The following is a 15,125-nucleotide window of genomic DNA, read 5'->3' as shown; positions in this document are numbered from 1 at the left end:
CCTAGGTGAACTCAGGGGCCAGGGAGAGTATACAGCCAGACACAGTGCAGATGAATTTGTTAAGGGTAGGAACAATCCAACCAATCAACTTAACCCTTTCTTGGTGACGGGGCAGCGACATGGTCCAAGCCCGCGTTCAGGAAGTGAGTTCGCAGTTGTGACCGGTGAGTTCATTTTCGCGCTGTTGAACCCAGCATTATCGGCTGTTTTGGGGCTAACCTTCCTGTTGCTGTGGCGCCTGAGACCCAACCACGATTACCTTTGCGTTCTGGCGCTGGCCTTTGTGTGCTGCGGAGCGGCCTTTGTCGCCAATGACTTCCTGCAACACTGGGAGGGACCGGGGCTTCGGGTCGTGGTCAATCTGTTGTTCACGGTGGCCGTGGGCGCGCTTTGTGTGAGCGCCATGGTGCGTGTTGGCGCCCCGGTTCCGGTTGCGGCCTTTGCCGCCACTAATATGCTCGGGGCGGTGTTGTTCCTGTGGTTCTTGCTGGTTGCCCCCTCAACGGAAGGGCGCATCTATACGGCAAACACCACCCTGGCGATCATGGGTGCCGTGACAGTATGGCAATTGTTGCGGGCGACACCCAAATCAGCGGTGGACTGGCTGTTTGTCGGGCTGGGTGGGCTCCTGGTTACCCTGGCATTGGCACGCCCGCTTGCCACCGTGGCGCATGCGCTCGACACCAATGCGGGCGGCTCGCTGCAGGCCTCCGATTATTGGGCGACGGTGCAGGCCATGACCCCGGTGCTCGCCACCACGACGGCCCTGGCATTCTTTGCCGCCTGGACGGTGCGGGCGCTGAGCGAGTTGCGGATGGAGGCCGACCGCGACCACCTGACCGGATTGCTGAACCGGCGGGGATTTGATGCCGGCGTGCACGCCGCAATGGCGGCCCCCGGCGCGGGACGAGCCCAGCCGGCAATCATGCTGGTCGACATCGACAACTTCAAACAGGTCAATGACAGCTTTGGCCACATTGCCGGCGACAAGGTGATAGCGGCGGCGAGCAGGGTGCTGGCCAGCTTCGGGCAGACCCCATTGGTGGGCCGGACGGGGGGCGAAGAATTCGCTTTGTTCTTTCCCCAATGCCAGCGCAGCGAGTTGCTGGCGATTGCCGAATCCATCCGCGCCGCATTTCCGCGGGTTCAGATCGCGGGCATGCCCGACGACTATCCCCTCAGCATCAGCATCGGGATCCACACAAGGCACCAGTCCGAGCCACTCTCGGCCATGGTGGCAAGCGCGGACGAAGCGCTTTATCACGCCAAGACCAGCGGCAAGAACCGGGCCGTGATGGCTCCGATCGCGCTGAAAACCGTCGCCGCCGCTGGGTAGCGGAACTCACCTGTCATCAAACTGAAGCACAAGGCCGCGGCGAATGCCGTGGTCGCAGACCAGGCGAGACACCATCGCCCGCTCCTTGTCCGCCGCCTTCATCCGCTCCATGGCCAGGCTCACGGCCCGCGACACCGGCAGTACCGGGTGCCTGGAGTTGCGCTCCCGCACCGCCGCCGTGATTGAAGTCTCGACAATGTTGGAGATTTCTCTGCCGTTCATCGCTGCGCTCCGCTGTTGCAGGATACCGGACGAGGGAAACGCCGCTGCGCGCGGTTCCGAAGCGGCCACGAAGTTCAACATCTCTTGACCCCGCGGATGCGGCGGCGGCACCGGCCAGTTGACTGCTAATCGCGAATGGCGAGCGAAATTGCATCAGCGCTCTTGCGCAAGCCAAGGGCCTAACTTAGAAACCTCGCCGGTGAGGCCACGTGGCGGAGTGGTGACGCAGCGGATTGCAAATCCGTGAACCCCGGTTCAATTCCGGGCGTGGCCTCCAAATCATCATCCCAGGAGCCCGAGCAACCGGCGCCTTGTTGCGGCGCAGCTTGGGCGGTCGCCACTGGGAAGAGCAAGCGTGTCCACCAACACATCAACACAAGACACTGGCTGGCGAATCTATCTGCAGCCAATCATGGCTGGCGCGCTCGCGGCGGTGGTTGGCTATGCCAGCACCTTTACCGTGGTGCTGGCGGCGCTGACCGCAGCCGGCGCTTCGCCCCAGCAGGCCGGATCGGGGCTGTTCGCTGCGTGCCTGGTGATCGGGGTCCTCAACATTGTGGGCAGCGCAAGGCTGCGCGTGCCGGTGAGCTTTGCCTGGTCAACACCGGGCATGGCGTTCTTGCTGACGGCGGGCGCGACCGAGGGTGGGTTCCCGGCGGTGCTGGGCGGGTTCATGGTGGCAGCCGGGCTGATCGTGCTGACGGGACTGTTCAAGCCTCTGGCGCGGCTGATGGGCGCGATTCCGGCTCCGATCGCCAACGCCATGCTCGCGGGCATGTTGCTGCCGCTCTGCCTGGTGCCGCTGACCGCCGTGGCGGAACTGCCGGCGCTGGCACTGCCGATTCTGCTGGCCTGGGTGGTGGCGCTGCGTTTTGCCCGGCGCTATGCGGTGCCGATCGCCGTGGCGGTAACGGCGGCCATGCTGGCGGTATCGACGCATCTGGCGCCCGGCTCGCTGGACGGGACCTGGCCTGCCTTGCTGCCGTTGATGCCGCACTTTACGCTCGATGGCGCGCTACGGCTGGGCCTGCCACTCTTTATCGTCACCATGGCGTCGCAGAATCTGCCCGGGCTCGCAGTGCTGCAGGCCAATGGCTATCACCCGGCGCCCGCGCCATTGTTTACAGTGACGGGGCTGGCCAGCGCCGTTTCGGCGGTGTTCGGCGGGCATACTGTTAATCTGGCCGCGCTGACTGCGGCGATTTGTGCCGGCCCCGAATCCCACCCGGAACCTCAGCATCGCTGGCCCGCGCCAATCGCTGCGGGTGTCGTCTACCTGTTTCTGGGTTTGGCCGCGAGCCTGGCGGCCGCGTTCATTGCCGCTTCGCCGCCCTTGCTGATTCAGACGGTGGCAGGCCTCGCACTGCTGTCGAGCCTCGTGGCGGCGCTGACTGGGGCGCTGGCGGAGGAAGAGGTGCGGCTGCCGGCAATGATGTGCTTCATCACCACGGCTTCCGGCATCACCATCGCCGGACTAGGCGCCCCCTTCTGGGGTCTCGTCGGTGGCATCGGCATGCTGGTGCTGCTGGGCTGGAAGCTGAACCGCAACACAGCGACGCGCTCATGAGCCTCCCCTTCGGCGTCATCATCGCCGGGGGTGCGGGGCAGCGGCTGGGTGGGGTGCGCAAGGCGGAACTGCGCGTCGGCGGGGTGCGCCTGCTCGAGCGGGTGGCAGCCGCGTTCGGACCTGTCGCTGCGCCCTTGTTGATTGCGACAGGGCCTCATCGAGCACCGGCTCCGCTGCCGGACGGGGCGCTCGCCGTCCCAGACCTCCCTGCCGCGGTTGGCGGCCCGCTGGCTGGGCTGGCGGCTGCGGTGGCAGCACTGAAGCAAAGCGGCATCGAATCGGGTGTGCTGGTATCGGCACCGGTGGATACGCCGTTTTTGCCGGCCGGTTTTGCCCAGGTGATGGCCGATGCGCTGGGGCAGGCAGAGGCGATCTATGCAAGGCATGACCAAGACTTCTACCCGCCGGTTGCCGCGTGGCGGCTGGAGGCGCTGCAATCGCTGGCCGGTGATGTTGGCAGGAGCTCCGCGCCAGCCAGCCTCAAGGCGCTGCACCGGCAGCTGGGCTCGGCGGAACTGGACTGGCCGGCGGAGGAGAGTAATCCATTCATCAACATCAACACGCTAGCCGAGGTGCTGGCGGCCGAAAAACGTGAGCGCCAACATAATCCACCGCAAATTTCGTGAACTGGTGGCTTAGGGGGTTGGCAAACCAAATCACATTGGTTACACGGACCACGCCTTCGCAAGAAGGCCACCGAATGTCTTCCGCGATAGCTCAGTTGGTAGAGCAAGCGGCTGTTAACCGCTGGGTCGTAGGTTCGAGTCCTACTCGCGGAGCCATTCGTTTATCAAGGGTCGAGCCCAGCTCCCCATCTTACCCAGCACCGCATTGAACCAGTTCAGCGACCACGACATTGTGGCCGATGACGCTGGCTTGCACAGAAAGGCTCCCCTATGAGCGACGGCATGGACCTCGATGGCGAAAGCCAAATCACTTTGACCCGCACCATCGATGCCGAACTGGCCGATGTGTTTGCCGCTTGGACCGATCCGGCACTGATCGAGCAGTGGCAGGCCGACTATGCCGAGTTCGACGCCTTTGAAGGCGGGGACTACCGCTTTGTCACCTATGGGGATGATGAAGACCCCGATGAGCATGTGGTCAGCGGGGAAGTGCTGCAGTTCGTCGAAAACCAGCGGCTGGTGCTGTCCTGGGTGCACAAGGACGAGGAAGACGAAGAGAACGAGCTGCTGTTCGTACTCGATATCGTGTTCGAGGCTGCGGGCGAAGGGCGCACGCGGATTACCCTCACCGAACGGGGCCTGCCCCATGCCGATCCGCAGACGCGCATCTTTTCCATGGAAGCCTGGAGCGCGGCCATGGAGCAGTTGGCCGAAGTGATCGGCTGACGCGGGAACAGGGTTCTAGCGGGGAGCGGCTTGCCAGCATGAGGGCCCACCCGAGCCGGTGCGTGGAGAACAGCTTCCCCCAGTGCACCCTTCTGCCTTGTGACACGTTGGGTGCACACCTACACTAAGCTCTCCCCAACCCGAACGCACACGATCCATGGCCAAGCACAAAGACCTGATTTCCGCTATCGGCAACACGCCGCTGATCCGCCTCAACCGTGTTTCCGAGCTGACGGGCTGCGAAATCTGGGGCAAGGCCGAGTTTTTGAACCCCGGCCAGTCGGTCAAGGACCGGGCAGCGCTGTTTATCATCCATGACGCGGTGAAAAGCGGGGCCCTCAAGCCCGGCGGCACGATCGTCGAAGGCACGGCGGGCAATACCGGCATCGGGCTGACGCTGGTCGCCAATTCGCTCGGCTTCAAATCGGTGATCGTGATCCCCGAAACCCAGAGCCAGGAAAAAAAGGACGCCTTGCGCCTGTTTGGCGCCGAGCTGATCGAGGTTCCGGCCAAGCCCTATCGCCACCCCAATAATTACATCAAGGTTTCTGGGCGGCTGGCCGAAAAGCTGGCGCGGGAGTTGCCGGGCGGCGCGATCTGGGCCAACCAGTTCGACAATGTCTCGAACCGGCGCGCGCATGTGGAAACCACCGGTCCCGAAATCTGGCAGCAGACCAATGGCCGGATCGATGGCTTTATTTGCGCGGTGGGCTCGGGCGGCACGCTCGCCGGTGTCGCCGAAGCCCTGCGGGCGCGCAGCTCGGATGTGCGCATCGGGCTGGCTGATCCCGAAGGGGCGGCGCTTTATAGCTATTACACGACGGGCCAGCTGGCGTCCTCGGGCGATTCGATCACCGAGGGCATCGGCCAGGGCCGGATCACGGCCAATCTCGAAGGCCTGACGATCGACAACCCCTACCAGATCCCGGACGCAGAGGCCCTGCCCTATGTGTTCGACCTGCTCGAGCACGAGGGCATTTGCCTTGGCGGTTCGAGCGCGATCAATATCGCGGGCGCCGTGCGCATGGCGCGCGACCTCGGCCCCGGAAAGACGATCGTCACCATACTTTGCGATTACGGCAACCGGTACCAGAGCAAGCTCTATAATCCCGAGTTCCTGCGAGCAAAGGGACTGCCGGTCCCCCGCTGGCTCGAGGAGCGCCCCAGCATCGACATTTCCTCGGTGATGGAAGCAGACCCGGCCTGAGCCACTCAACCATTGTGCCCGGGCCGGCGCCTGCTAGATTGACGCCGCAACAGGTTCGGGCACAGCATTGTTTAGTTTAATAGATATTCTCGACATGGTGGCGGCCGATCTGCACCTGATCGCCATCGCGTCCGCACTGATCTACCTTTTGGCGCTGGTCTGCGCCGTGCGCGAAATCATGAATTCGCGCACCTCGCAGGGCTCCATCGCCTGGCTGCTGTCGCTGCTGCTGCTGCCCTTCCCCACCGCGTTTCTCTACCTGATCTTTGGCTGGAAGTTTTTTGACGACTACGCCACCGACCGCATTCGCAACGGGCGTTCGGCGCGGCCGTTGCGGGCCAAGGATTTGTCGCTGATCGACCGGGAGACCAGTGAGCGCTGGCCGGTGCAGAGCAAGGTTTCCGAGGTGCCTTTTCTCAACGGCAATGAGGTGGAACTGCTGATCGATGGGCAGGCCACCTTCGACTCGATCTTTGCCGGGATAGCGCGGGCCAAGTCTTATCTCCTCGTGCAGTTCTATATCGTGCGCGACGATGCACTGGGCCAGGAACTGGCAGAGCGGCTGATCGAGCGCGCCAAGGCGGGCGTCAAGATTCGACTGCTCTATGACGATGTGGGCAGCACCGGGATGCCCCGGAAGTATCGCAAGCGCCTGCGCGAAGCGGGTATCAGCGTTGCCGGCTTCAACCAGCGGCACAAATTCCTGCGCATGTATGGGCCCAGCCGCATCAACTATCGCAACCACCGCAAGATCGTGGTGGTGGATGGCGAGGAAGCCTGGGTGGGCGGGCACAATGTGGGGGTGGAGTATATCGGCCTCGACAAGCGGTTCGGCCATTGGCGCGATACCCATGTGAAGGTATCGGGCCCGGCCGCGCTTGGCTGCGCGTTGCTGTTCCGCGAAGATTGGGAATGGGCGACGGGGGAAGTGCTGCCCTCGACGCCCCCCGAAGTGGTCAAGACGCCGGGCGACGAATCGGTGCTGGTGATGGGGAGCGGGCCGGCCGACAAGCTCGAGGAATGCGCCATCGCCTTTACCGACATCATCGGGCGGGCGCGTGAGCGGCTCTGGATCGTCAGCCCCTATTTCGTGCCGGACACCGATATCCGCACGGCGCTGTTTGCCGCACGGCTACGGGGCGTTGATGTGCGGATCATGCTGCCCAATGTGCCCGACCACAAGATGGTGTGGCTCGCCAGCATTGCCCATGCCGATGCAATGGTGGAGCATGGCGTGTCGATCTACCGCTATGTGAACGGCTTCCTGCACCAGAAGGTGGTGCTGATGGATGACCAGATCGCCTCGGTGGGCAGTGTCAATTTCGACAACCGGTCCTTTGCGATCAATTTCGAGATCACCTTGTGGTTCGCCGATCCCAAATCGATCCAGGCGGTGGAATCCATGCTGATCCAGGATTTCGAGGGCTGCCGGCAGGTGGACATGGAAGAAGTCACCACCCGCAGCCTGCCCATGCGCTTCCTGACGCAGGCAGCGCGCCTGCTTTCCCCCCTGCTTTGAGTGCCGAGATGACCCAGTTCCTGTTTCGCGACGACAGCTATCTTCGCTCCACCCCTGCCACCGTGACGGCGATCACGCCCGAAGGCGGGATCGTGCTCGACCGGACGGTGTTTTATGCCACCTCGGGCGGGCAGCCGGGCGATAGCGGCACGCTGCAGCGGGCGGAAGGCTCGGCAATCAGTATTGCGACGGCAGTTCACCCTGATGGCGACAAGACGCAGATCGTGCATGTGCCCGAGGCTGGGGCGGCGCTGCCGGAGGTGGGGGAAGAAGTTATGCTCGAGGTCGACTGGGAGCGGCGCTACCGGCTGATGCGCATGCATAGCGCGCTGCATCTGTTGTCGGTCGCCCTGCCCTTCCCCGTGACTGGCGGCTCGATCGGGGCGGACAAGGGGCGGCTCGATTTCCAGATGCCAGAAGTGCCCGGGGACATGGCGGCAGTGGAAGCGGCGCTCAACGCCATGGTGGAAGCGGCGCACCCCATCAGCCAGGAATGGATCAGCGACGCGGAAATGGAAGCCAATCCCGAGCTGATCAAGACCATGAATGTCAAGCCGCCGATGGGCCAGGGGCGGGTGCGGCTGATCCGGATCGGCTCGATCGACCTGCAGCCCTGCGGGGGCACGCATGTGGCCAATACGAGCGAGATCGGGCCGCTGCGGATCGGCAAGATCGAGAATAAAGGCAAGCAGAACAGGCGCGTAAACCTGCTTTTTGCCGATTAGATTCCGCTACATAATGGGGGGCGCATAAAGCAGCCCACCATTGCTCCAGAGCGCATTTTGACCGCGCAGCAGCGCCGCCCCGGTTTGCGGGCCAAAATGGCGGTCATAGAGTTCGGCATAGTTGCCGACCGCGCGGACAACATCGCTCATGAAGGTGCGCCGGAGGCCCAGTGGCGTGCCGAAATCACCATCCACCCCCAGCAGGCGCCGCACGGCGGGAGTGCGGGCATTGGCCAGGGAGTTGGTGTTAAGGGCGGTGATGCCCACTTCCTCGGCGTTGATCAGGGCGAAGATGGTCCATTTAACGATGTTGAACCATTGATCGTCACCGGCGCGGACGGCCGGGCCCAACAGCTCCTTGGAAATGCGCTCGGGCAGGATGCGATGATTGGCCGGCTCGGGCAGATCGCGGCGCATTGCCTGCAGCTGGCGGCCTGATGCCGAGACGGCCTGGCAAAGCCCGGCGCGATAAGCGACCGCCAGATCGGCCACGTCCTCATAGGGCACTTCGGTATAGCTGGCCTGGTTGAGGAAAAAGAATTCCTGCACGCGCTCGAGCTCTTCGCCGCCATCGATCACGCAGATGCTGATTTCGTCGAGCTCAAAGGCGGAAACCACGCCAAGCGACTGCGGGACCATGAAGGCTTGCCCGTCGAAAAAGGCGGTGGCAACAAAGCTCGCCCCAAAGAGCGTATCGCGCCGCTGCGTCCAAGAGCCGTTGCGGGTGAGCACATCGACCTGCCCGGTCTGGAGGGGGGCAAAGCGGCTTTCGCCGCGCAGGGCACGAAACTCGATGAGGTTGGGGTCGCCGAACACCGCGGCAGCAATGCCGCGGCACAAATCGACGTCAAAACCAGACCAGCGCCCTTCGGCATCCTGCTGGGCAAAGCCGGGCAAGGGACTGGTGGCGCCGCAGATCAGAAAGCCGCGGTCGCGCACGGTTTGCAGCGTTTGCGCCTGCGCCGCGCCAGTGCTGGCGAGCGCCAACGCGCAAAGACCTGCCAGCGCTATGGCAATCCGCAGCAACAGCTTGGAAAAACGGCTCAATACGATGTCTTGCTCCATTGCGCGCCCATATTGGACCGGGCCGCCAGTGGGTCAATCCATCAGTGGCTGATCTTCACCAAAGAGCGTGCGGCATTAATGCAGGATCTGGCTCAAAAAGAGACGGGTCCGCTCATGCTGTGGCGCCGAGAAGAAGGCTTCGGGCTCGTTTTGCTCGATGATCTGGCCCTGGTCCATGAAGATGACCCGGTTAGCGACCTGCCGGGCGAACCCCATTTCGTGGGTGACGCAGATCATGGTCATGCCTTCTTCGGCGAGCGAGATCATCACATCCAGTACTTCCTTGACCATTTCAGGGTCTAGCGCGGAGGTCGGCTCGTCAAAGAGCATGATCCGCGGCTGCATGCAGAGCGAGCGGGCAATGGCGACACGCTGTTGCTGGCCGCCGGACAGCTGGCCGGGGAATTTGTTGGCCTGTTCGGGGATCTTGACGCGCTCGAGATAATGCATGGCCGTGGCTTCCGCCTCAGCCTTGGGGATGCCGCGCACCCAGATGGGTGCGAGGGTCAGGTTCTGCAGAATGGTCAGGTGCGGAAAGAGGTTGAAGTGCTGGAACACCATGCCGACTTCCCGGCGCACCTCATCGATGCGCTTGAGATCGGCCGTCAGTTCGGTGCCGTTGACGATGATCCGCCCTTCCTGGTGCTCTTCGAGGCGGTTGATGCAGCGGATCAGGGTGGATTTGCCCGAGCCCGAGGGCCCCGCAATAACGATGCGCTCGCCCTGCATGACACGGAGGTTGATGTCGCGCAGAACATGGAAATCGGCATACCATTTGTGCATGCCGATCACGTCAATGGCCACGTCCGTCTTGGACACCTGCATGCCCTCGGTGCGGATATCACGTTCCACCGTGGTTTCGGAAACTTGGCTCATAACTTACCTCTTGTGCCCGGTATCCAGCCGACGCTCCATCCAGAGCGAATAGCGGGACATGGCGAAACAGAAAATCCAGAACATGAAGGCGGCAAAGATGTAGCCGGTCACGGCCTGGGTTGGAGATGCCCAATCGATGTCGGCGCTGGCGGCCTGAACGGTGCCGAGCAGATCGAAGATGCCGACGATGGAGACCAGCGACGTATCCTTGAACAGGGCAATGAAGTTGTTCACCAGGCCCGGAATGACGTGCTTGAGCGCCTGGGGCAGGATGATGAAGTACATCCGCTTCCAGTAGCCCAGCCCCAAGGCCGCCGCCGCCTCGTACTGCCCGCGCGGTAGCGCCTGAAGGCCGCCACGCACCGTTTCGGCCACATAGGCCGAGGTGAAGAGCGTGACGCCCACCAAGGCGCGCAGCAGCTTGTCCACCGTCGTGCCGGCCGGCATGAACAGCGGCAGCATGATCGATGCCATGAAGAGCACCGAGATCAGCGGCACGGCGCGCCAGAGCTCGATGAACATGACGCAGAGCGTCTTGATGATGGGCAGCTTGGATTGCCGCCCGAGGGCAAGCAGGATGCCGATCGGGAAGGAGCAGATGATGCCCACCAGCGAAATGATGAGCGTGACCATGAGGCCACCCCAATCACCGGTCGGCACGGTGCGCAGGCCGAAAACGCCGCCATGCAGCAGGTAGAAGCTCACCACCGGGAACACCAGGAAGAACAGCAGGGCCGTGGTGCGCTTGAAGGGTGCCGCGGGCGTCAGCAGCGAAACGATGAGCACCGCCAGCAGGGCAAAGACGAGGTTGGGCCGCCAGTACTGGTCGATGGGGTAGAAGCCGTAGATGAAGAAGTTGAAGCGGGCATAAATATAGGCCCAGCAAGCGCCTGCCCCTTCGGCGCGGCATTCAAGAACGGTGCCCGTTGGCCCCACGGCGTGGCCGATGATGAAGTTGTAGATCGGCGGGACGGCCCAGAGGAGGAACAGCATCCCGACGATGGTGTAGAGCGCGTCGGTCGGGGTGGCGAAGAGGTTCCGCTGCAGCCAAAGGATCGGGCCGCCGGTGCGGCCGGGAGCCGGTTTGGAGGCGATGAAGTCCTTGCGGACAAAGCCGAGATCTGTGGTCATGGTTCTAGCGCTCCACCAGGGCCACGCGGCCATTGTACCAGTTCATGAATGCCGAGGTGAGCAGCGAGATGGTGAGATAGACCGCCATGGTCAGGGCAACCACCTCGATGGCCTTGCCGGTCTGGTTGAGCGTGGTGCCCATGAAGACGTTCACCAGTTCGGGATAGCCGATAGCCGCGCCAAGCGAGGAGTTCTTGGTGAGGTTGAGATATTGGCTGGTCAGCGGCGGCACGATCACGCGCATGGCCTGGGGAATGATAACCAGGCGCAGCCGATCACCTTCCTTGAGGCCGAGCGACTGGGCCGCCTCGGTCTGGCCTTTGCTGACGGCGCGAATGCCGCCACGAACGTTCTCGGCGATAAAGGCGGCCGTATAGATGGCCAGCCCGAAAACCAGGGCGACAAGTTCGGGCGGGAGCTGGACGCCGCCGCGGAAGTTGAAGCGCTGCAGCTCGGGCACTTCAAAGGCCAACTCGGCACCGATGAGATAGTAGAGCAGCAGGGGAATGCCGGCGACCACCAGAATGGGCAGCGCCGTGGGGAACTTGCTATCGTCGGCGGGCGTGTCGCTGATGCGGACCAGGGTGAGCCAGCCGACGGTCAGCCCGAGAAGCGCCGCACCGACATAGATGACCACAGCAGGCAGCCACGCGAACATGCCCTGCAGCAGGAAGACCAGGACGATCCAGCTAAGGGCGAAAGCGACGAATCCCCCGGCATAGGGGCGGAGCGCCGTGAAGGTCAGGCCCGCCAACACCGCGCCGCCGAGCGCGGCAACGGCCGGCTGGCCGAGGGCGGGCAGCAGCGTGCCGATCAGAGAAAAGGCAAGATAGCCGAGGGCAAACATGACGAGCGCATTGGCAATGCGGGCAGCCAGCACAATGGCGGCAGGATAGTGCCCTGTAAGCGTGCGCTGGCGCGTGGCCCAGACACCGATACCAATGGCGGCGAGGAGGCATAGGGCGAAGGCCACTGCAACCCAGATGAACTCGTGGTCCGGCAAGGGTTTGGGCACCATGATGCCGCGCTGGTTGACATAGACTCCCAGGGGCAGGAGGAAGCTGTCGCGCACGGCCGGCATGGCCTTGAGCACCGCGAAGTACCAGAAGAAGAGCTGCAGCAGCAGGGGGATGTTGCGGATGGTCTCGATATAGACCGTAGCCACACGGGCGATCAGCCAGTTGGAAGATAAGCGCGCGATGCCGAGGGCAAAGCCGATGATTGTAGCAAAGAAGATGCCGATCACGGCGACAAGCAGCGTATTGAGCAGGCCGGCGAGAAAGGCCTCCCAATAGAGCGACGTGCGGCTCCAGGGGATCAGCGTGAAGCTGATATCGAAACCAGCGGTGCGGAACAGGAAATCGAAGCCGGTGGTCTTGTTCTGGGCGGCGAGGTTCTGGGCGGTGTTGAGAATGATCCAGCCGAAAAAGGCGATCACCGCCGCCGCAACGAGAACTTGGTAGATAATGCCCCGGATTACCGGGTCATTCACCAAGGAGCTGCGCGGCGCTCTGGTGCCGAGGGTTTCTTGCATGGCCATGTGGCATGCGGTCCTTTCATGATGAACCCGAGTTGCAAAAGGATATGGCAGCACAAGGCAGTCGGCCCTGCATGGCAGAAAAACCAAATCTTCCGGCAACCCAATAGTCGGTTCGAATCAAAACCGGCGCTTTCGTGGGAAAGCGCCGGCTGGTTACTTCAAGGCTTAGCGGATCGGCGGGGCGTACTGCAGACCGCCATCGGTCCACAGCGCATTGAGGCCACGCTCCAGCCCGATAGCGGTGTCGGGACCGACATTGCGGTTGAAGGCTTCGCCGTAGTTACCCACGAGCTTGATGATCTGGTAGGCCCAGTCCTTGGTGAGGCCGATCGGGGTGCCGAAATCGCCTTCAACGCCGAGCAGGCGCTTGATGGCCGGATTGTCCGAGCCCAGCATTTCATCGACATTGGCGGAGGTTACGCCCAGTTCTTCAGCTTCCAGCAGGGCGAAATAGGCCCAGCGGTTGATGTTGAACCACAGATCGTCGCCCTGGCGCACCACAGGGCCAAGCGGCTCCTTGGAGATGATTTCGGGCAGGATGATATGCTCGTCGGGATTGGCGAACTTGGAGCGCTCGGCAGCAAGCGCCGAAGCATCGGTGGTGTAGACGTCGCAACGGCCATCTTCATAGGCCTTCACCACTTCGTCCTGATCAACAAAGACGACGGTGTTGAATTCGAGATTGTTGGCCGCGAAGTAGTCGGCGGCATTTAGCTCGGTCGTGGTGCCCGATTCGATGCAGATGGCTGCGCCCGAAAGGTCCGTGGCCGCAGCGATGCCATCGGCCTCGCGCACCATGAAGCCCTGGCCGTCATAATAAATCGTGCCGATGAACTTGATGCCCAGATCGGTATCGCGGCTCATGGTCCAGGTGGTGGTACGCGACAGAATATCGATTTCGCCGGCAGACAGAGCTGCAAAGCGCTCCTGGGAGGTCAGGGGCGTGTAGCGGACGGCTTCGGCGTCGTTGAAGATGGCGGCAGCCACGGCGCGGCAGAAGTCGACCTCGAGGCCGGCCCACTTGTTGTTGGCGTCCGGTGCCGAGAAGCCGGCAACACCGCCGGTAACGCCGCATTGAACATAGCCCTTGGCTTTAACGTCGCCGAGCGTATCGGCGTAGGCGGCAGTTGCTGTGAGGCCAAAAGCGGCAGTCACAGCGAACTTGACGAGCGTCTTGTGCATTCGGTTGCCTTTTGTTTCCTGACTAGTGTCCCACAGCTCGTTCGGCGCAGGCGCCCGGCTCTGGTTGCACCGCCGCTTGGTTGGGCGGCTTTGATGCTGATATGCATCGAACCGACTAAAGCCATTTGCGTCAAGAGCCCAAGCTAGCTCTCCCGCGATGATTTGGCGTATATTTAGTCAGAACAGCGATTTGACGTGGAAGTGAGCATAGATGCATCGCCAAAATTCATCCGACGAGACCCTCAAACTGTCCGTCGAAACCTTGCTCACCCATGCTGGCCGCTCGCCCGAGGATCAGTTCGGGTTTGTGAATACCCCGGTTTATCGCGGTTCAACCGTACTGTTCAACAGCCTGGCAGATCTGGAAGCCCAGGAGCAGCGCTACTTGTATGGTCGAGCGGGAAATCCCACCACTGCCAGCGTTGAAGCGGTTGTCACGGCGCTGGAAGGCGCGCATCGCACCCTCCTGCTCCCCTCTGGCCTTGCTGCCATTACTGTGGCCCTGTTGGCCTGCGTCAAGGCGGGTGATGATGTGCTAATCTCGGACAGTGCCTATGATCCGGTGCGCAAGTTTGCCGATGGCTTTCTCGCGCGAATGGGGGTGACAGCGCGCTATTATGATCCGCGGATCGGCGCGGGATTGGCCGCCATGATGCAGCCTAACACCAAGGCGGTGCTGGCGGAAAGCCCGGGCTCGCTGACCTTTGAAGTGCAAGACCTGCCCGCACTGGCGAAGGTTGCCCATGATGGGGGAGCGCGGCTGCTGGTGGACAATAGTTGGGCGAGCCCGCTCTATCACCAGCCGCTAGCGCTGGGCGCTGATATCGTCATGCATGCCGGCACCAAGATGTTTGTGGGCCATTCCGATGCGTTTGCCGGCACGATTTCCACCACAGAAGCCGTTTGGGCCGATGTGTTGAAGACACGCACACTGCTGGGCTTTTTCACCTCCGGGGACGAAGCCTTCCTTGTGGCACGGGGTTTGCGCACGCTGGCGATTCGAATGGCGGAGCACCAGAAGCGGGCCCTAGAGATGGCGCGCTGGCTTGAGGAGCAGCCTGAGGTGGCGGCGGTATTGCATCCGGGCCTGCCCAGCCACCCCGACCATGCGCTGTTCCAGCGTGATTTCACCGGCTCGGGGAGCCTGTTCAGCATTGTGCTCGCCCCTGCCCCGCGCGCGGCCCTCGCCGCGTTCGTTGATGGGTGGTCGCTGTTTTCGATGGGCTATTCCTGGGGCGGCTATGAAAGCCTTTGCCTGCCGATCAAGCCAGCTGGGAGCCGCACGGCGGTGCCGTGGACGCAGGAGGGCAATATGTTGCGGCTCCATATCGGGTTCGAGGCGATCGATGATCTGAAGGCCGATCTCGCGCGGGCACTGGAGCGCTATAGCGCCGCGCGGTGAA

14 protein-coding genes and 2 tRNA genes are annotated in these 15,125 nt (G+C 62.6%); 10 read left to right on the top strand and 6 right to left on the bottom strand.

Annotation, left to right across the window (positions count from 1 at the left end):
* The first annotated feature begins 157 nt into the window (after positions 1-157).
* The gene (locus HRQ64_RS20475) at positions 158-1,336 is read left to right on the top strand and encodes a GGDEF domain-containing protein (protein WP_172122948.1); all 1,179 of its coding nucleotides are present in this window, start codon (positions 158-160) and stop codon (positions 1,334-1,336) included.
* 6 nt (positions 1,337-1,342) lie between these two features.
* Here the strand turns inward: HRQ64_RS20475 and HRQ64_RS08345 are convergent, their stop codons facing one another.
* Complete coding sequence (locus HRQ64_RS08345) at positions 1,343-1,639, bottom strand: hypothetical protein (protein WP_172122947.1); 297 nt, start codon at positions 1,637-1,639, stop codon at positions 1,343-1,345.
* Positions 1,640-1,761: 122 nt separating this feature from the next.
* On the opposite strand from HRQ64_RS08345, the gene HRQ64_RS08340 reads away from it, so the two are divergent.
* The 8 genes from HRQ64_RS08340 (at position 1,762) to HRQ64_RS08305 (ending at position 7,928) form a co-directional block, all read left to right on the top strand.
* Positions 1,762-1,835: transfer RNA gene (locus tag HRQ64_RS08340), tRNA-Cys, on the top strand.
* Between the two features lie 135 nt (positions 1,836-1,970).
* Positions 1,971-3,125, top strand: coding sequence for a benzoate/H(+) symporter BenE family transporter (locus tag HRQ64_RS08335; protein ID WP_172122946.1), 1,155 nt, complete (start codon positions 1,971-1,973; stop codon positions 3,123-3,125).
* On the top strand, positions 3,122-3,751 hold the full coding sequence (locus tag HRQ64_RS08330; RefSeq protein WP_172122945.1) for an NTP transferase domain-containing protein: 630 nt from the start codon (positions 3,122-3,124) through the stop codon (positions 3,749-3,751). The genes HRQ64_RS08335 and HRQ64_RS08330 overlap by 4 nt, the downstream gene beginning before the upstream one ends.
* Positions 3,752-3,831: 80 nt before the next feature.
* Positions 3,832-3,907, top strand: a tRNA-Asn gene (locus HRQ64_RS08325).
* A gap of 114 nt (positions 3,908-4,021) precedes the next feature.
* Entirely contained in the window at positions 4,022-4,477 is a 456-nt protein-coding gene (locus HRQ64_RS08320; protein ID WP_172122944.1) for an SRPBCC domain-containing protein, read from the top strand.
* Between the two features lie 157 nt (positions 4,478-4,634).
* A complete protein-coding gene (locus HRQ64_RS08315) occupies positions 4,635-5,684 on the top strand; it encodes a cysteine synthase A (protein ID WP_127752587.1) in 1,050 nt (349 codons plus the stop codon).
* Positions 5,685-5,751: 67 nt separating this feature from the next.
* Positions 5,752-7,203 carry a cardiolipin synthase gene (gene cls, locus HRQ64_RS08310; RefSeq protein ID WP_248305255.1) on the top strand — a complete coding sequence of 484 codons (1,452 nt, stop codon included), beginning with the start codon at positions 5,752-5,754 and terminating at the stop codon, positions 7,201-7,203.
* 8 nt (positions 7,204-7,211) lie between these two features.
* The gene (locus HRQ64_RS08305; protein ID WP_172122943.1) at positions 7,212-7,928 is read left to right on the top strand and encodes an alanyl-tRNA editing protein; all 717 of its coding nucleotides are present in this window, start codon (positions 7,212-7,214) and stop codon (positions 7,926-7,928) included.
* Between the two features lie 6 nt (positions 7,929-7,934).
* On the opposite strand, the gene HRQ64_RS08300 is transcribed toward HRQ64_RS08305, so the two are convergent.
* From HRQ64_RS08300 to HRQ64_RS08280, 5 genes are all read right to left on the bottom strand, one after another.
* Complete coding sequence (locus tag HRQ64_RS08300; protein WP_172122942.1) at positions 7,935-8,993, bottom strand: amino acid ABC transporter substrate-binding protein; 1,059 nt, start codon at positions 8,991-8,993, stop codon at positions 7,935-7,937.
* Between the two features lie 75 nt (positions 8,994-9,068).
* The gene (locus HRQ64_RS08295; protein WP_127752584.1) at positions 9,069-9,869 is read right to left on the bottom strand and encodes an amino acid ABC transporter ATP-binding protein; all 801 of its coding nucleotides are present in this window, start codon (positions 9,867-9,869) and stop codon (positions 9,069-9,071) included.
* 3 nt (positions 9,870-9,872) lie between these two features.
* Complete coding sequence (locus HRQ64_RS08290; protein ID WP_172122941.1) at positions 9,873-11,000, bottom strand: amino acid ABC transporter permease; 1,128 nt, start codon at positions 10,998-11,000, stop codon at positions 9,873-9,875.
* A gap of 4 nt (positions 11,001-11,004) precedes the next feature.
* Complete coding sequence (locus HRQ64_RS08285; protein ID WP_172122940.1) at positions 11,005-12,540, bottom strand: ABC transporter permease subunit; 1,536 nt, start codon at positions 12,538-12,540, stop codon at positions 11,005-11,007.
* A 165-nt stretch (positions 12,541-12,705) separates the two neighbouring features.
* Positions 12,706-13,722, bottom strand: a complete 1,017-nt coding sequence (locus HRQ64_RS08280) for an amino acid ABC transporter substrate-binding protein (RefSeq protein WP_127752581.1) — start codon at positions 13,720-13,722, stop codon at positions 12,706-12,708.
* Between the two features lie 211 nt (positions 13,723-13,933).
* Here HRQ64_RS08280 and metC point away from each other — a divergent pair, with 211 nt between their 5' ends.
* On the top strand, positions 13,934-15,124 hold the full coding sequence (metC, locus tag HRQ64_RS08275) for a cystathionine beta-lyase (protein ID WP_172122939.1): 1,191 nt from the start codon (positions 13,934-13,936) through the stop codon (positions 15,122-15,124).
* Position 15,125 lies beyond the last annotated feature (1 nt).

Source organism: Devosia sp. 919, from assembly GCF_013185965.1.
GTDB lineage: Bacteria > Pseudomonadota > Alphaproteobacteria > Rhizobiales > Devosiaceae > Devosia.
The sequence above is the reverse complement of the archived record's forward strand: the minus strand, read 5'-3'. Positions and strand labels throughout refer to the sequence as shown.